Annotated in this window: 16 protein-coding genes, 1 tRNA gene and 1 pseudogene; 3 read left to right on the top strand and 15 right to left on the bottom strand. The window is 68.0% G+C overall.

Annotated features, from left to right (window positions below):
* The 8 genes from ABGB16_RS17560 to ABGB16_RS17525 form a co-directional block, all read right to left on the bottom strand.
* Nucleotides 1–2,131 (bottom strand): cell division protein FtsK (locus tag ABGB16_RS17560; protein ID WP_347669143.1); only part of this gene is annotated, 2,131 nt, incomplete at its 3' end.
* 92 nt (nt 2,132–2,223) lie between these two features.
* The gene (locus ABGB16_RS17555; RefSeq protein WP_347669142.1) at nt 2,224–3,156 is read right to left on the bottom strand and encodes a hypothetical protein; all 933 of its coding nucleotides are present in this window, start codon (nt 3,154–3,156) and stop codon (nt 2,224–2,226) included.
* A gap of 18 nt (nt 3,157–3,174) precedes the next feature.
* Nucleotides 3,175–3,396, bottom strand: coding sequence for a hypothetical protein (locus ABGB16_RS17550; protein WP_347669141.1), 222 nt, complete (start codon nt 3,394–3,396; stop codon nt 3,175–3,177).
* On the bottom strand, nt 3,396–3,572 hold the full coding sequence (locus ABGB16_RS17545; RefSeq protein WP_347669140.1) for a hypothetical protein: 177 nt from the start codon (nt 3,570–3,572) through the stop codon (nt 3,396–3,398). Before ABGB16_RS17545 ends, ABGB16_RS17550 begins: the two co-directional genes overlap by 1 nt.
* Entirely contained in the window at nt 3,569–4,246 is a 678-nt protein-coding gene (locus ABGB16_RS17540) for an NUDIX domain-containing protein (protein WP_347669139.1), read from the bottom strand. The genes ABGB16_RS17545 and ABGB16_RS17540 overlap by 4 nt, the downstream gene beginning before the upstream one ends.
* Complete coding sequence (locus ABGB16_RS17535; protein ID WP_347669149.1) at nt 4,243–4,551, bottom strand: hypothetical protein; 309 nt, start codon at nt 4,549–4,551, stop codon at nt 4,243–4,245. The genes ABGB16_RS17540 and ABGB16_RS17535 overlap by 4 nt, the downstream gene beginning before the upstream one ends.
* Nucleotides 4,552–4,632: 81 nt before the next feature.
* Nucleotides 4,633–4,881, bottom strand: coding sequence for a DUF6284 family protein (locus ABGB16_RS17530; protein ID WP_347669138.1), 249 nt, complete (start codon nt 4,879–4,881; stop codon nt 4,633–4,635).
* Between the two features lie 587 nt (nt 4,882–5,468).
* Nucleotides 5,469–5,711: a helix-turn-helix domain-containing protein gene (locus tag ABGB16_RS17525; protein ID WP_347669137.1), complete on the bottom strand. Its 243-nt coding sequence runs from the start codon at nt 5,709–5,711 to the stop codon at nt 5,469–5,471.
* 189 nt (nt 5,712–5,900) lie between these two features.
* Between ABGB16_RS17525 and ABGB16_RS17520 the strand changes: the two genes are divergently transcribed.
* A complete protein-coding gene (locus ABGB16_RS17520) occupies nt 5,901–7,052 on the top strand; it encodes an XRE family transcriptional regulator (RefSeq protein WP_347669136.1) in 1,152 nt (383 codons plus the stop codon).
* Here ABGB16_RS17520 and ABGB16_RS17515 read toward each other — a convergent pair.
* The 4 genes and pseudogenes from ABGB16_RS17515 to ABGB16_RS17500 form a co-directional block, all read right to left on the bottom strand.
* Complete coding sequence (locus tag ABGB16_RS17515) at nt 7,009–7,713, bottom strand: NUDIX hydrolase (RefSeq protein WP_347669135.1); 705 nt, start codon at nt 7,711–7,713, stop codon at nt 7,009–7,011. The genes ABGB16_RS17520 and ABGB16_RS17515 overlap by 44 nt on opposite strands.
* A gap of 124 nt (nt 7,714–7,837) precedes the next feature.
* The gene (locus tag ABGB16_RS17510) at nt 7,838–9,256 is read right to left on the bottom strand and encodes a tyrosine-type recombinase/integrase (RefSeq protein ID WP_347669134.1); all 1,419 of its coding nucleotides are present in this window, start codon (nt 9,254–9,256) and stop codon (nt 7,838–7,840) included.
* A 180-nt stretch (nt 9,257–9,436) separates the two neighbouring features.
* Nucleotides 9,437–9,509, bottom strand: a tRNA-Arg gene (locus ABGB16_RS17505).
* Between the two features lie 192 nt (nt 9,510–9,701).
* Nucleotides 9,702–10,025: pseudogene (locus ABGB16_RS17500) on the bottom strand (transposase); the annotation flags it as partial.
* Here ABGB16_RS17500 and ABGB16_RS17495 point away from each other — a divergent pair.
* Together ABGB16_RS17495 and ABGB16_RS17490 are read left to right on the top strand one after the other, a co-directional pair.
* A complete protein-coding gene (locus ABGB16_RS17495; RefSeq protein ID WP_347669150.1) occupies nt 9,990–10,985 on the top strand; it encodes a hypothetical protein in 996 nt (331 codons plus the stop codon). The pseudogene ABGB16_RS17500 and the gene ABGB16_RS17495 sit on opposite strands and share 36 nt — an antisense overlap.
* Nucleotides 10,982–12,139, top strand: coding sequence for an FAD-dependent oxidoreductase (locus tag ABGB16_RS17490; protein ID WP_347669148.1), 1,158 nt, complete (start codon nt 10,982–10,984; stop codon nt 12,137–12,139). Before ABGB16_RS17495 ends, ABGB16_RS17490 begins: the two co-directional genes overlap by 4 nt.
* 246 nt (nt 12,140–12,385) lie before the next feature.
* On the opposite strand, the gene ABGB16_RS17485 is transcribed toward ABGB16_RS17490, so the two are convergent.
* The 3 genes from ABGB16_RS17485 to ABGB16_RS17475 all read right to left on the bottom strand — a co-directional run bounded on the left by ABGB16_RS17485 (nt 12,386) and on the right by ABGB16_RS17475 (nt 16,093).
* Nucleotides 12,386–13,657, bottom strand: a complete 1,272-nt coding sequence (locus tag ABGB16_RS17485; protein WP_347669133.1) for a methyltransferase — start codon at nt 13,655–13,657, stop codon at nt 12,386–12,388.
* Between the two features lie 338 nt (nt 13,658–13,995).
* Nucleotides 13,996–15,057 carry a type III polyketide synthase gene (locus ABGB16_RS17480; protein WP_347669132.1) on the bottom strand — a complete coding sequence of 354 codons (1,062 nt, stop codon included), beginning with the start codon at nt 15,055–15,057 and terminating at the stop codon, nt 13,996–13,998.
* 613 nt (nt 15,058–15,670) lie between these two features.
* Complete coding sequence (locus ABGB16_RS17475; protein ID WP_347669131.1) at nt 15,671–16,093, bottom strand: hypothetical protein; 423 nt, start codon at nt 16,091–16,093, stop codon at nt 15,671–15,673.
* Nucleotides 16,094–16,127 lie beyond the last annotated feature (34 nt).

Genomic DNA, 16,127 nt, shown 5'->3' with positions numbered 1-16,127 from the left:
CGGCGTCGATCGCGTCGGCCTTGGCTCCCTTGAGGACCTTGCCGGCCCGCTTGACATCTACGCTCGGTACACCAAACGCGCGGACCTGAGCGGAGATCGACTCGGCGGTGATGTCCGCGTAGTGCTCCGGCATCCGCTCGGCCAGGCGGGCGGCGATGTCCTCCCACTGCAACCCGCGCTCGTTCGGACCGAACAGCGACCGCACGTCGGCGAGCACGTCCCGCGACTCGCGGGTGATGTCCTCCCCGGCGGCCATGCCGGTCAGGGTGCCGGCAGCCTCACGCAGCTTCCGCGCCGCGATGAGGATCTTCTCCGCGTCGTCGGCGTCGGCGAGGTACGTGCGCACGGTCGGGGTGGCGTCGGACGCGCCGCGCAGGATGCCGACGCCCTTGTAGCTGGGCAGCAGCGTCGAGGAGTCGTAGCCCTCGGAGTTCGCCCCGGCCCCCAACACCAGATCGGACACGTTCCACGAGCCGGTACGCAGGGAGAAACGCACCTGGTGGTTGTCGCGGAAGCTGATGAACTGGGTGGCGACCTGCCCCCCACCAACCCCCGAGGGGCGTTGGGTGGCGTCCACGAACATCACCCCGGCCGCCGGGGCGACCTTGACCAGGTACACCAGCAGCGACGCGATCTCCTTGCTGATCTCGCCAAGGTCGAAGTACTCCTGAAACTCGTCCAGGAACACGGCCCGCACCGGCATCCGGTACTTCGGATCACGGGCGATCTCGCGGGTCAGCTTGCCTTCCGGGCAGACGTCGGCGGGCAGCTTCGACAGCCGCTCGTAGCGGTCCTGCACATCGGCCTTGATCTCCCGCAACGCCTCAAGCACGATCTCGGCCGGGTCACCGTCGCGGGTCATCGCCAGCCCGAACGCGTACCGGTCAGCGACCAGCGCGAACTTGCGCCAGTCCGGCTTGCCGCCGCCGTCGAGGACGGTCAGCTTCACGTACGGGTCCAACGCGGCGTAGAGGGCGAGCAGGCGGGCGGCGAACGTCTTGCCCTGCCGGGGCTGCGCCCCGATCAGGACGCTGTTCCACATCAGGTCAATGGCGACCTTGTTGCCGCGCTCGTCCAGCCCGAACGGGGCCGGCTGCCAAATGTCGGTCGGCTTGCACCGCAACAGCGGCGTCCGCCCGGCACCGGCCGCCAAGGGGTCACGGTCGGCCACCCACAGCGTGTGCCGGCGGTGCGACGACGGGTCGCGGGTGATGAACACTTGCGACATCGCCACGTCGAGGCCGGAGGCGATGGCACCACGGGCCTTCACCGCGTCGTCGAACGTCTTGCCGTACGGCAGGTCGATCGACACCTGAGAGCCGGTGCCGGAGGCGTCACGGGCCATCGTGGAGCCGAACTCCACCCGCTGGTGTGCCTTGTCCGGGTGGCCCAACCCCGCCGCGTAGTAGGCGCGAAGGATGATGTCCGGGTTGACCCGCCGGAAGCGGCCCGCCACCGTCGCGGGGGTGATGATCGGCCGGTCGTCCGGGCGGCCGACGTGCGCCAGGTAGGCCACCGCCAGCCCGGCCCCGGCGGTCAGCGCCCACCACGGCGCGAGCGTCCAGGCGATCGGCCCGCCGATGCCGAGGGTCAGCGCCTCCGCGGTGAGCACGAGCGCGCGCCACGCGCGGGTGGCCTTGACCTCCCGGTGCAGCTTGTGCCAGGTCTGCGCGTCGCCCGCGTCAGCGGCGGCCTGCCGCAACCCGGTCTGCTCGGCCACCCACCACCACCGCAGTTGCCGGCCGGTGAGGCGGAACACCCCGACCGTCGCCCAAAACGTGGCCTGCGCGGCGTACCAGGGGGCGCGCACGGTGTGGAACCCGGCCCGGTAGGCGGCCAGCTCGGCGGCCTGCCGGATGCTGTGCTTGATGTTCGGCCACGTCGACCACCCGGACGGCAGAATCGGCCGGCGGCCAGACGACGCAACCGGCGGCGGGTCGACCAGCATCCCGCCCCGCTGCGGCAGCTCGTCCAGGGTCACGTCGAAGTGCGTGTCACCGGCCGGACGCGGCCGGGGGGCGGCGCGGCGGGCGCGGGCGTCGTCCAGGTCGACCACCTCAGCGCCAGGGTTGGTCAGGTCCGCTTCGGCGGCGTGCCAGTCGAAACGGTCGTCATCTCGGGGGGAAGTCATGATGGGTGTTCCTCCAACTGATCCATGCGGGTCGGGTGAGGGCCGGCGGCGCGGCGCAGGTTGGTAGCCAGGGGCCGCGCCGCCGGGCGGGGTTAGCGGTTGCGCAACTCGTCGCGTACCTGCCGCGCGGCGTCCATGCCGCAGTGCAGCGCCCGCTGTAGGGCGTTCGCGGACGGCTCGCCGGGCAGGGTGCCGGCGTCGATCAACTGCCGCGCCTGAGCCGCCAGGGCGGCCACATCGGCCCGACCAGTGGGCGTGTTTTGCCTGTACGTAAGGCCGGTAAGGGCAGTCGGCCCGCCGTGGTCGAGGCCAGCGAACGCGGCCAGGATGATCGGCAGGGCGGTCACGACCGCGACCGCGACGATCGGGCCGAGCAGGTGCAGCACCAGCCGGGAGAAGACGAACTCATCGGCCACCCACGGCAGGTACGGCCACGCGTTCATGCCGAGCGTCAACGCCAGGAACAGCCGCTCGATGCGGGTGAGAGTTCGCGACTCGATCGGCTGCCCGCGGGTGCCCATGTAGGCGCGGGCACCGACCACGACCAGCAGCGCCAGCGACATGAACGGCTCGACGAACCACGCGAACGCCCACGCGGGTGACCACGGGGCGGCGCTGTCGGCGGCGAACGCCTGAACACCGGCGGTCGACCACGCCAGCGCCAACGCCAGCGACACCATCGCGGCCGTCACGAGCAGCCGGCGGAACCGCGCCGCCTGCCACGCCCGCATGACGGGGCTCTGCGCCAGCTCGTGCAGCCGCGCCGCCTCGTACGCGGCCCGGCGGCGACGGCGGACGCGGCGGGTGTCGAGCATCAACGGGGTGTCGTCGTCTTGCAGCTCGGCCAGGAGGTGCGCCTCGCTGACCTCGGCGCGCAACTGGCGGACGCGGCGAGTTTCCCCGCCGGGGCTACTGGGCTCGCCGTCGCGTTCCGGCTTGGCCGGTGCCACCTCGGACAGGTAGCGCTCAAGCTCGGCGATGCCCCGCTGCGTCTCGTCCGGCTCCGGGGCGGTGGGGACGGTCATCTCGGATCCTCTCTGGTGTCAGCGGCGGCGGCCGGGGCAGGCATCGCCGTTGCAGTAGGCGCTACCGCACCCGGTGCAGATCGAGTAGGAGTGGTTCATCCGGTGGCAGCCCCTCTTCCCGCAGGCCGTGCACCCGCTGGCGGTTTCCCACTGCTGCCACTGCCTGACCGTGCGGGCGTTGCTGGGCATCGGCTTGTAGCCGGTCGGCTCGGACTTCGGCTTCTTGCTGAACAGGCCCATCAGTGGGTGTCCTTCCGGTTGGCGGGGCGTGGGGTGGGGTAGGGGCGGTGTTCGCTGACGCCGCGCGTCCGGCCGCCCTTGGCGTCGCCGGTAAAGCCGTCACGGCCGTTGCTGTGGAACACGTCAGGGCTGGTCGACCAGGGCCGGCGGGTGCGCTTCGGCTCGCGGGCGGTCACCGGGACGTCCAGGCGGGAGCCAGGATGTCGACCAGCAGGCCCCGGTGTGCGGGAAACACGAGTCCGCCGTAGGTGCGGGCCAGGTGGTTGATGAGCTGGTGGTAGGAGTCAGCGGGCACCCACGCGGCGCGGCGGGCGTCGTCGCGGCCGGCTACCTCGGGCAGGACACGCCGACCGCCGATGTCGATGCGGACCGGGGTGGTGACCATCCACGCCTCATCGGAGGCGCGGGGGTCGGGCACGTAGCGGGCCGGCATGGCGATGTACAACTCGCTGTCGCGGCTTAGGACCAGCCCGGTTTCCTCGGCCAGCTCACGGAACGCGGCATCGGGGACGTCCTCGCCGGGGTCGACGTACCCGCCGGGCAGCGCCCACCCGTGACCGTCAGCGCGCTCGACCAGCAGCAGCCACCGGCCACCAAGCGGGCCTTCCACCGTGACGATCGCGTCGGCGCACTGCTGCTCGCCCCAGTGACCGAGTTCGTTGCGGCCGTAGCGGATGCCGGTCGGCGCGTACGGGTTGACCGGCCGGCCGTCGACCAGCGGGAACGGGATCGCGGCGGCGGCCCGGCGGGCCGTCCAGTCGATCGCGGTGGGGTCCATGGTCGGGTCGGCCCACGACGCCCCGGCAGCAATGCCGGCCAGCACTGACGGGTGGGTGTATTCGATGGTCATGCGGTCACCGCCAGGGCGGCGAGCTGGTCGGCGGTGGTCGTGTCGAGCGGCCCGGGGTCGGTGTAGTCGACGGCGCGGGCGTAGATCTCCCATCCGTGCCAGGTCGGGAAGGCGTTCAACGCCCGGAACGGGCGTCCGTCCTCGGTGGTGCTGTCGTGCTCGCTGATCAGCAGGTCGGGACTGTTCAGTCCGGCCAGGTCCAGCCACGAGCGCAGTTCAGCGATGCTGTCGAAGTCGACCGACAGCGAAACGCCGTCACGGTCGCGGATCACGGCCGGGTTGGCCAGCAACAGCAGTTCGGCCATCACGGCACGGCGGTTCTTGCGGGTGCTCACGTGCTCTCTCCTTCGAGATAGGGGCAGGTGCGGCGGTGGGCGCGGTGCGGATCAGGCCGCGCGGAGCGGGCCGGTGGTACCGGTGGCCAGGTCGGCGGCGGCGCGGGTAACGCGGGCCTCAGCCCGGCGCAACCGCCGCCAGTCCAGGGCGGTCGGGCCGCCGTGGTCCTCGGCGTAGATGAGCCTGATTTCGGCGTCGAGCAGGTCGAGTTCGGCCACGATCAGCGGCCACTCCGCCTCGATCGCGGCCAGGTCGGCGGCGGTCGGCTCGTCGGTGACGGGAGCGAGGCGCTTCCGCACGGGAAACCTCCGATAGTCGATGTGACGGGGGAAGCGTGGCGGCGCGGACCGAAGCCCGGCACCGCCGCGCCAAATAGAGGGATGAGCTGCACAAACATCAGCCGTGCACGCGGGTTACCTGAGCCCGCGCACGGTCGCCTTATCAGCGGAGGCGACAGCCATATTCATAGATCTCAATGAACAACCGCACAGCGGTCCGTTCGCAAACGCCACAGCCGAAGCCGCAACGCCGACGCTGGCAACCAACTGACGAACTAACCGGGTTGCGAAACCCTGTTGCGCAACAAGGTAGCGGTACGGAGGTCTGTTGCGCAAGTAGGTAGCGGTAACCTTGTGGGCGTGACTGACGCCCGTGAGCAACTTTCAGCAGCTACGAAGCGGTATCGCCGCACTGAGGCGGCGCACGACGCTGCCCGAGAGGCCGTCATCATGGCGGTTGTTGCCGCCCTGCGAGACGGCCTCAGCCCCACTGACGTTGAACGGCTATCACCCTTCAGCGGTGCCTACATCCGAAAGCTCGCGCGAGAGCATGCGATCCCACCAGCGCCACCGGGACCAAAGCGGGCCGCGCCGTAGCGGCAGCGCCCTTAGCTAGCTGGCCGAAGGGCGTAGGTCCGAGCGTCGACCAGACCATGCGCCAGGGCGGACGCCTCCATGTCGTCGATGGCGCGGGCCGGAATCACGAAGCGTCCCCGGACCTTGATCGCCGGAAACTCACCGGCCCGGATCGCCCGGTACAGCGTCGGCTCCGAAAGGCCCAACAGTTCAGCAGCCTCTGCCACTGCGTAGAACCGACGTACCTGCCGGCTGCTGATCTCATTGGCGTTCATCTGCGTCCCTTTCGTGGTAGGTCTTGCGGTTTCTGTGGCCCCGTTGCCGATGCACCCAGCCTGCCGGGCTCTCGACTCCTTGATCAGAGGACGGCAGGGGACTCGGGGGGACTCGTCCCCCTCGCGCGGGGCTGCCATGATGACGAACCAGGAAACGCATCGTGCGCTGACGATGACGGGGAGCTGCCGATGATGGACGCAACCGACCTGCCGCGCCTGTGCGAGCAGCGCGGATGGACGACCCGCTCTCGGCTGATCCTCGAACTCCGCGCCGCCGCTCGACGGAAGGGGCGCGGGCTCCTGCCGGATGATGCGAGCCTGAAGCGGATGATCCGGGAGTGGACCCACGGTCGACGCGGGCTGTCGCCGGAGTATGCGGACCTGTTCGCCGAGGTCTTCGGCGTGCCGTTTGCGACCGGCAAGCCCCGCGCGGAGGCACCCACACCGTCCGGAGTCGACGGCATGGATCTCGCGGCGCGACTTGCGACCGCCGCAACGGTTGATGCGCCCCTGATCACGTTGCTAGAGGCACAGACGCAATCCTTTCGGGCGCTTGACAGACAGCTTGGCGCTGCACAGCTCCTACAGCAGACTGAGGCGCACGTCGATCAAATGACGGAGCTGTGGCGATACACACTGCCCGGACCACATCGCGCCGCCTTGGCCGCCGCCGTAGCCGAGGCCGCAGCCCTGGCGGGTTGGCAGGCGCTAGACCTCGGTGATCCTCATAAGGCATGGTCGCTCCACGAGACGGCGAAGTCGGCCGCACGGGAGAGCGAGGTTCCTGCCATCGTCGCCCATGTCACGGCGCAGCAGGCATACGCGCTGCTCGACCTTGGTCGAGTTGACGATGCCGCTGCGCTAATCCAGCACGCCCGGCTGACGGCCGGCGGCCTGGTGCCGGCCATGCTTCGGTCTTGGCTGTGGGCCGCCGAGGCTGAGGCACTCGCGGCCAGCGGCGCGGCGAACCAGGCACAGGAGGCGCTCGACGAAGCAAGCCGCGCTCTGCCCGGTCAGGACTCAGACGATGGTCTACCGTTCCTGTTCTTGGATGACGTGCACCTTGCTCGGTGGCGGGGGCACTGCCTCGCCCGGCTCGGCAAGGCAGAGGCAGTGCAGGAGCTGACGAACGCGGTAAACCGCCTTGACCCGACGTTCACGCGGGCCGCCGCCGGGCTCCGCTGCGATCTCGCGCTGGCCTACTCAGTCCGTGGCCAGCACGAAGAGGCGCGAGCCGAGGCTCGCGTGGCCGAAGCGCTGGCCACGCGAACCGCGTCGACTCGTCAGCGTCGACGCATCACCCGGCTTCTCGCGAGCGCCGAGGGGCAGTCGGGCCGCTGATCGCGAGCACGTGCAACAGCGCGACCAGCGTCCCGGAGTTGCTTACCTGCCCCTGGGCGATAAGGCTCGGCACCTGGGCCAGTGACACCCACTCCATCCGCTGCATCTCGGTCTCCTCAGTCGGCTCGCCGACCCGTTCCGCGCCTCGTGCGATGAACACGTGGTGCGGTGTGGTCACCATGCCGATCATCGGCTCAAACGTCACGAGGTGCTCAAGGGTTCGGGGGCGGTAGCCGGTTTCTTCCTCGATCTCTCGCGCCGCCGTCTGGGCGGGGTCCTCTCCCTCGTCCACTAGTCCGCCGGGAAGCTCCCAGTTCCACAGGTCAGGCACGAAGCGGTGCCGCCACATCAGCAAAACGTGCGTCAGGCTGTCGTTCAGCATTACGGTCATAGCCGCCGTGGGCATCCAGACCGTGTGATGCTCGAAGCGCTGGCCGTCTGGTAGCTCAACATCAGTCTTGTAGAGCTTGATCCATTCGCTCTCGTAGAGCGGTCGGCGGCCGTGCACGATCCACCGGCTGTCATCGTCGGGTGCCGCAACGTCCTTCGTCGTCCACCACTCGGCATCGGGGTCGGGGTCAGGCCGCGCTGTCATCGTCACCAACTCATTCTCTCCGATCCAGCGAGACACGAGTACGTCATGGTTGAGGGTGTGGCTCACGCAGGCGCTGACAACAGAAGGGTGGTCAGCGACAACAGGCGACAACCCATACGTCGCTGACCTGGGCCGCGAGGCAGGGCCAGACAGCGAGAGATATTGGCCGATAACATCGCTCGCACCCTCCCTATAAGCCTGCCACGATAGCCCGCTTGCCGCGCGACACAACGACTTCTCCGTCTGCCGCGAGGACGGCGACTGCCCGGTGAGCCGTGCTCGGCGCGACCTCGTAGCGCGCCGCGAGGTCGACCATGGGGGGCAACGGGTCGCCCTGCCGCAGTGCGCCGCACTTGATGGCGGCCCGAAGGTCCGCAACCATGCGCAGATACGGCGCTGAGTCGTCCGTGATCGGGGCAGGCAAAGGGGCGGGAAGCCCTCCGTCTGATTCGAGGCCAGCGGGCAGGGCTGGCATTCGGCCGGCCAGGGTGCCCGCGGCTCGCTGGTCCGCCTCGGACACCCATGCGCTGTACACCCGTAGGGTGGTCGAGCCTCCCCCGCCGTGGCCGAGTCGCCCGGCAACGGTTCGCACGTCTACGCCAGCAGCGATCAGCTCTGTGGCGGAGTAGTGCCGGAGTTGGTGAATGTTCATGTCCCATCCCAGCCGGGCGCACATGCGGGCGTACCGCTGGGTCACGGTGTCGGGCTTAAGCCATGTGCGCCCGTCAGGCGAGAGAGAAAACACGCGGGCGTCGGTCGGTAGGGTGAAGCCGAGCGCGGCGGCCCGCTCCGTGCAGCGGCGGAGGTACGCCCGCAGTAGCGCCATCGTCTGATCATCAAGGGTGATCCGGCGCTGCTGGTGGGTCTTCGTGTCCTTCTCCCACGTCTTCGCGCCACTCTGCGCGATGCTCGACCGAATCGTCAGAACGCCGGTCGCAAAGTCGATGCGGTCCCAGCGAAGCGCGCACAGCTCGCCGCGCCGAGCACCCGTCATCAGGGCAAGCCAGACGAGCATGCCCCAATCAAGGTCTTGCCACGCCGCAGCGGCAATGCGCGCCGCCTGCTCTGGCGTCGGCGGGTGCGGGTCGGGCCGGGCCGGCGACGGCGGCTCTGCCTGCTCGATCGGGTTGGCGCCGATCCAGCGCCAGCGGACGGCCCGCTTGCACGCGCCGCTGAGTATCCCGTGAATCTGCCGGATAGACGAGTCGGCCAGCGGCCGGCACTTGTGCGGCCGGCAACGGCCGTCGCATTCGTGCTCGCTCGCGGAGCGGTGCTCGACGTACTTCCGGCCTCCGCAGTGCGCCCGGCACGCGCGGAGCACGGCGTAGAACGAATCGAGCACTTCACCGTCGAGCCGGCCAACAGCCAAGTCGCCGAGCAACGGCCGGATGTGGTTGCGAATGTAGCCCTCGTACGTGCCGCGCGTCGTCGGCTCGACGTCGAGCACCTCCAGGTATCGACCCATGAGTTGGTTCATCGTCGCCTTGGTACGCGGGTTGCGCTTCTCGTCCACCTGGTTGAGCAGCCGCGTTCGCACCTTTTCGGCCTCGCGGGCGGCGTTCGGTCCGCTGGGAACCGTCTCCACGAGGTAATGCCGCTTCTTCGACACTGGGTCAATGCCTGCGTAGACCCTCACACGGAGTGACCCGCTGGGCAGCGTTTCGATCTCGCCACGAGTGCGCTTGCGTGCATTCGATGTGGGAGGCATGGAGCAACCATAGCGCGGTTCGCTCCACGTATGGCTCCACATGTCCGGTTCCTAGATCACTGATCTAGGCGCTGACCTGGGTGCCCCCGGCAGGATTCGAACCTGCGACACACGGTTTAGGAAACCGATGCTCTATCCCCTGAGCTACGAGGGCGCGAGTGCCCAGTCTAGCGACCTGCGGGGCGGCCCACAGCGGCAGGGAGTGACCTACGTTGACCCACGTCGTCCGGGCTGGTCACGCCGGGCCATGACCACACGCCGAGTCTCCATGTGACTCCCGTTGATCTTGGTAGGCAGGGTGGAGCGGCCGGCGGGACGGGGTCGCGTCGGCGGGAATCGGGCTGGTTCAGGCTGCGGCGCGGACCGCCGTTGCCGGGCGGGTGAAGGTTTTCCGGTCGCGGACGAGTGCCCAGAGGACGTCGACGCGTCGTCGGGCGAGGGCGAGCATGGCCTGTCGGTGGTGCTTGCCTTCGGCGCGTTTCTTCTCGTAGTAGGCGCGGGAGGTTGGGCATTCCCTGACGGCGGTGAACGCGGCCATCCACAGGATGTGTCGCAGCCTGCGGTGGTAGCGGCGGGGCCGGCGATGGTTGCCGGAAACCGTTCCGGAGTCGCGGGATATGGGTGCCAGGCCGGCGTGGGCGGCGAGTTTCGCGGGGCTGTCGTATTCGGTCTCACTTCGGCCCGGCACCTGCTCGAAGCCGCCCTCGCAGAGAGCCTGGCCGATCCCTGGGGCCCGGCCGCCGCACCGGACCCCTACCGGCTGGTGCCGACGCTGGGCGCGCTCACCGGGCTGCTTTCGGCGTACGCCGCCGGCCGGCCCCTGGCCACTCCGGACACCGTGCTGGACACCATCCGCCGCGGCCTGGAGTTCCTCGCTGGCGCCTTCGGCCGCGTCCGGGCATCCGACCTCCCGGACACCGTCGCCGTCGAGTTCCTCGTTCCCGCACTGATCGAGGAGGTCAGCGTCCACACAGCACCAGCGAGCCCGGCGCGGTCGTGGCAGACGGACGGACTCCACCAGGCGGTGCAGGGGTTCCTGAACGTCCTGCACACTCGCCACCAACGTCTCGCCGCGCTCCGGACCCGCGCCGGATCAGGCGGCATTTTGCCTCCGCAAGTGGTGTTCTCGCCCGAAGTGTTCCCGGAACCACCGCTCGTCCTGCCGTCGCCGGACGAGTGCGGGCTGATCTCCACCTCGCCCAGTTCCACGTGCAGCACTCTCGCCCGGCAGAGCCGTGCCGACGCCGAACGCGTCATCGCCAGCCTCACCGAACTTCAGAACCGCCTCGACGGGGCGCTCCCGGCGCTCGCACCGATGACCGTACCGGAATGGAAGTGGATGGTGGGGAACACTGCGCGGCTCCATCACCCGGTGTCACCGCAGCACATCAGCCCATACCGAAGTGTCGCCCGCCACGGCCCGCCCGGCCCAGGCGACCGGACACCGGCCGCGCGAGCCATCCGCACGGCGACCGATTTCCTGGCCCGGCACTGGCAAGCCGGCCCGGAGGACCCGCTGCGGACTCCCCTGTGGCACGCGAAAGAGCTCTTCGAACCGACACGCGTCGTGCACTCGCTCGTGCTCACGCGCCTTTCGCTCGCTTCGGGCGGAAAGCCGTGGACGTCATGAAGGAGCGGTACGACGTCATCGTCGTGGGGGCTCGCTGCGCCGGAGCGGCCACCGCGCTTCTGCTTGCCAGGCAAGGCCACTCCGTGCTCCTGGTCGACCGCGGACGCATCGGTGACGACATCCTGTCCACCCACTACATCCACGAAGCCGGAATCCGGCGGCTCGAAGACTGGGGCCTACTCGACGAACTCCGGGCGACCGGCTGTCCCGCCCTGACCACTTCACGGCATTCGATCGAGGGCGTGATCATCGAGGACGTCACGGGGCCGGACCGGCGCGTCGCGCCCTACGGCCCGCGCCGCTACGTCCTGGACGCGCTCATCGCCCGGGCTGCCGTGGCTGCGGGGGCCGAACTCCTCGAACGGGCGTCCGTCCGGGATCTCCTGCGCACCGGCCCGGCCGTTTCCGGGATCGTCGTCACCCGGCGGCATGGTCCGCCGCTGGAACTCAAGGCCACTCTGGTCGTGGGATCCGACGGTGCCAGATCCACCGTCGCTCGCCTCGCGCACGCCCGCACGTATCGCGAGTATCCGGCTCTCACCTGCGGTTACTACAGCTACTGGTCGGACCTTGACTGTCCGGCGGGCCTCACCATCCGCGACCGCAGAGCCGCCGTGACCGTGCCGACACACGAAGGCACGACGTGCGTCGGCGTCGCCTGGCCGCGGCGGGAACTGCCCCGCATACGGCAGGACATCGAGAATGAATACCTCAAGGTCGCCGAGCATCTCCTCCCGGAATTCTCCGGCAGCCCGGGCCGCCAACGCGTGGAGCGGTTCTACGGCAGTGGCGACCTGTCGGGCTTTTTCCGCGAGGCGTGCGGCCCCGGCTGGGCCCTGGTCGGTGACGCCGGCCACCGGACCGATCCGATCGCTGCCAGCGGCATCACCGAGGCGTTCCACCAAGCGGAAATGCTCGCCCGGGCGGCACACCACGGTCTCACTCACCCCAGTGCCATGGATGACGCCCTGCGCTCGTTCTGGAAAACGCGCGACGCACGCAGCGACGCGTTGCACCGCGCCACCGAGGTTCTGGCGAGCCTGGCCTATTCCCCCGGGACCCTCGAACTGATTCAGCGGCCCTTCACCGACGACGGTAAGGACTCGCTCGCCGGCATCCTCGAGACCCTGGGCAGAGCCGGTTACAGATCTTGAAAGGGTGGTGGAGAGGACCCTCGGATGGCTGGTGCGTAACCGGCGCTCCGCTGGGCCAACGCCACCGAGCGCGAAGCCGCCCAACGCATCAACGTTGAGCGACTTCTCGCCACGTAGTCACCTGGTTACCCGACGGTCTCTTAGTTTAGGCGGGGGAGGATGTCAAGCGAGGACCGCCAGGATCCGACGCAGCCGCTGGACGGCCGAAGGTGGCGCGGTGGGTGGAGGTGAACCGGAAGCGGCTGGTCATCGATCCATCTCCTTTGCAAAATACGCGGCTGCCGTGCGAAGGATCTCCTTCTCCTGCCGCAGCTCAGCCACCTCACGGAGCAGGCGGGCGATCTCGGCGTCCTTGTCCGCCACCGAAAAGCCGCTCCCGCTGGCCGCCGAACCCGCCCCGGTCTGGCGTTCGCCAGCGCGGATCCCGTTGCGCCGCGTCTCGTGACTCATCCCGAGTTCACGAGCGCCCTGGTTGATCGGCCGCTCCTTGACGCCGATGATGACCCCGTTCGCGCCAGCCGCGACGAACGGCAGGGTGCGGATATCGGAGAATTTGGCATCCTGTAGCCAAGTCACGTACTCGGACTCGGAGTAGTTTTTGCCGGCTCTCGTTTCAATGAGCATGTTCATACCCATCAGGGCGGCCTCGGCGGGGCCGGTGCGTTCGGCATTGAGCACCAGTTCGCTAATAATAACTACACCGCCAGGTGCCAGCGCCTCATAGGCGCGTGCCAGCAGTTCCCGGTCGGTGTCTTCACCCCAGTCGTGCATGATCATGCTGTATAGGATCACATCGTAGCCCGCTGGCAGCTCGGTGTCGCGCAGGAAGTCCCCGGCCACCGTGGTTACCCGTCCACTCAATCCAGCATCGGCTATTTTCGAGTCAGCGATCGAGCACACGTGGGGTAGGTCGTACACCGTCGCCGATAGATTCGGGTAATGGCGACACAGCTCGATCGGGAACGCCCCGGATCCGCCACCAACATCCAGCAAACGGGCGTGCTTGCCAAAGTCGTAGACCTCACCGAGCGCACGCGCGGTGAATGTCGAGATGCAGTGCATCGCATCCCAGAACAACTGCAGCATCTGCGAGTCTTCGGCCGCGAACGGAGAGTCTTGGGCCTCTGGGTCCCAGGCGGTCGGCTTGTCCGTCCGAAGCGCCTCGACAACACGGTCCCATGCCGGGTATTCCCGCTTGTCGCAGTACCGCACGAAGCCACCGAAATAGTAGGGACGCCCCTCGACCAGGAACTTCTCTGCGAGTGCGGTGTTTCCGTACCCGTCACCGCGCTTCTCTAGCAATCCTAGCGAGGCGCAAGCGGCGAGCAGCAGATCCGCCGGACGATGCGGCAGTCCGAGCTCGGCAGACGCCTCCGTTGCGCTCATCGTCCGACCATCGGCGAGCCGGGTGAACAAACTCAACTCCAACGCGGCGGCGAAGGTCTTGAAGCTCCAGAATCCGGTGCTTAGCCGCATCAACGGCAGGGGAGTCAGCGTTTGGTGATTCGTTGTTGTCATTGTTAGTCCGGGGCGCGGCTCCCTTGCGGGTCCGTTCCCCTCCCCCTTTCAGCTTCCGTGCGTGCGGCTTTTCCACACGCGGCTTGCCGATGATTTCTTGGCCACCGCTACGCCGTCTTCGGATATCGGACGGTGACTTGGGGGCCCAGCCCGTTGAACCAGGCCTCAGTCCACGGCTCGTTCTGGCCAGGTTGGCGGTGCGGGCCGGGCCATGCCCGGCCCGGACGCGCAATGCGGCGGCTGCCGTACCAGGGACCTCGGACGCCGCCCCGGATCGACCTGGGTGAGATAACACACTGGACCGACTCGGCGACCCCGGACGCATCCCTGATCCCAGGTCAGCCCTGCTGTGTCACCAGGCGCCGACCATGGCCGCCGGGACCTGCGTCGGGCTGCGGGTTCTCGGAGTCGACCCAGGTGCCCAGCGTCATCTCTGCGGTGATCCCGGGACCGAAGGCCGCGATGATACCGGTGGCGCCGACCTTGGCACCACCGTCTTCGAACAGCCTGGCCAGCGCGTCAAGGACTACGGCGCTGGCGATGTTGCCGTACTCGGTCAGGGTCGCCCGACTGTAGCGGAACGCATCGGGATGGACACCGAGGAACTTACCCAGGTCGGTGAGGATGCGGGGCCCCCCGGCATGCACGATGTAGAAGCCGAGGTCAGCAGCATCCCAGCGGTGGGAGGCGGCCAGCGCCCGAATGACGGGGGCTAGTGGCTCCATCATGCCCGGCACCCGGTGGTCGAGCTGGAAGTGAAAACCCGTGGACCGAACCGCGTACGAGATCCACTCCTCAGTGTGTGGGATGAGATAGGCGCTGTTGCGTTCCAGAGACACGCCCGTGCCCCCGGAGCCGCGCACAACCGCCGCGCCGACAGCATCGCCGAACAGGCCAACGGAAAGCAGGCTACCGACCTCCTCGTCGGCGGGCTGGTAGCACAGCGAACACAGTTCACAGGAGACGATCAGGACGTTCTTGTCTGGGTAGGCAGAGCAAAAGTCGTGTGCCCGGTTGATCGCCGCGCCGCCGGCCGCGCATCCCAGCTGAGCGATGGGGATCTGCCGGGTGTCGGAGCGAAACCCGAACTCGTTGATCAGCCACGCGGTCAGGGACGGCATTGAGAAACCGGTGCAGGAGACGTAGACGATGGCGCCAATGTCCTGCACGGTCACGCCAGCGTTGGCCAACGCACGCATGATGACTGGCGGTGTCCGCTTTCTTGCCTCAACTGTGTGGATGCGATTGCGCTCCTCGAATCCCGGGTGCTGCAGCGTCTGTTCAATTGGCTGGACGATGTGACGCTTCATCACTCCGGTGTTTCGGATCAACCGAAGAGCGAGCGGCAGATGAGGAACTTTGGCGTGGATGCGCTCGACTAACTCGAGCGTCTCTTCCATGGTAATAACGAATTCTGGCACCGCGACGGCGGGTTTACAGAGAGTAGGCAACTGCGACGCTCCCATGACCAAGCGGAAGGGATTCCTGGAAACCCAGCTTTCGGCCGTTGGTGGCGGCATCGACTGCGCAGCGATCGCCGATTACGATCGGGGGATCCTCCGCCGCGATCCGGGGTGCGACAATCGTGCCGATACTGCGGCTGCCGCCGGTGACTACCCACCTTCCTTGAAGACTTCTTATTGCCGCGTTCCTTCTATTTCCATCTCATCGGATGGAGGGAGACCAGGGACGGTAGTTGACGTACGAGCCGCGACCCCTTCCGTGGAAGGGCGTGTTTCAGCGGGCGGAACGGCAGTGCGCTCGACTGTGTTGAAAGGGAATTCATCAAGACGAAGGTGAGTTCTGGCGCCGGCGGGCGTATTGGAATAGGAGCCAGAACCAATCGCCCCGAGGTGGTAGCCGGCCGTGAAAATTGCGGAGTGGCGGATGGGAATGAGCGGCTCGATGATCGACGACAGCTACGCAGAAGCGCATCGTGGGCCGTCCATCACAAACATATGGGGTTACTAGATCCTTTATGTTGGCTGTCACCGTACACCGCCCTCGAGCTGCTCACAAGACTCGTTGATCAGAGTCTTGGGACCTGCCCGGCCAGCCCCTTCCATCCGGCGAGGGGTGCCAGCCGGTAACGCATACCTGCGTACCTTCGGCGAGGAAGGTGAAGAACTGACCGAATTGCCGGCCGGGTGCGGACTGCGCCAGCGACAACGTCAAGGTTGGGTAGGGCCTTGAGGGTCCGTTGCGGTGCTGTGGTGTCCGGTGGGTGGGGGGCTGCAGGAAGCGGCCGGTGGTGGTGTTGAAGAGTCGTACGCCCATGAGGACGATGCCGGATGGGATGTCGGGGGCGCGTTGTTTGGCGCCGAGCCACCCGTACCGGTGGGTGCCGACGTCGGCAGCGTTGCGGGGCGTGCCGTATTCGGTGGCTTCGCTGGTGCGGGATAGGCCCTCGCCGTTGGCGCGGATCTCCGCGACCAAGTCGCCGTGCAGGTTGCTGATCTACCAGTCGACC

Origin of the sequence: Micromonospora sp. B11E3, from assembly GCF_039871625.1 — a bacterium.
Taxonomy (GTDB): Bacteria; Actinomycetota; Actinomycetes; order Mycobacteriales; family Micromonosporaceae; genus Micromonospora.
The sequence above is the reverse complement of the archived record's forward strand: the minus strand, read 5'-3'. Positions and strand labels throughout refer to the sequence as shown.

What these genes read in the sequence shown, in the direction of transcription:
- ABGB16_RS17555 (WP_347669142.1), bottom strand. Translation starts at nt 3,156, where the DNA reads ATGACCGTCCCCACCGCCCCGGAGCCGGACGAGACGCAGCGGGGCATC.
- ABGB16_RS17535 (WP_347669149.1), bottom strand. Translation starts at nt 4,551, where the DNA reads ATGGCCGAACTGCTGTTGCTGGCCAACCCGGCCGTGATCCGCGACCGT.
- ABGB16_RS17520 (WP_347669136.1), top strand. Translation starts at nt 5,901, where the DNA reads ATGATGGACGCAACCGACCTGCCGCGCCTGTGCGAGCAGCGCGGATGG.
- ABGB16_RS17525 (WP_347669137.1), bottom strand. Translation starts at nt 5,711, where the DNA reads ATGAACGCCAATGAGATCAGCAGCCGGCAGGTACGTCGGTTCTACGCA.
- ABGB16_RS17550 (WP_347669141.1), bottom strand. Translation starts at nt 3,396, where the DNA reads ATGGGCCTGTTCAGCAAGAAGCCGAAGTCCGAGCCGACCGGCTACAAG.
- ABGB16_RS17540 (WP_347669139.1), bottom strand. Translation starts at nt 4,246, where the DNA reads ATGACCATCGAATACACCCACCCGTCAGTGCTGGCCGGCATTGCTGCC.
- ABGB16_RS17480 (WP_347669132.1), bottom strand. Translation starts at nt 15,057, where the DNA reads ATGGAAGAGACGCTCGAGTTAGTCGAGCGCATCCACGCCAAAGTTCCT.
- ABGB16_RS17485 (WP_347669133.1), bottom strand. Translation starts at nt 13,657, where the DNA reads ATGACAACAACGAATCACCAAACGCTGACTCCCCTGCCGTTGATGCGG.
- ABGB16_RS17490 (WP_347669148.1), top strand. Translation starts at nt 10,982, where the DNA reads ATGAAGGAGCGGTACGACGTCATCGTCGTGGGGGCTCGCTGCGCCGGA.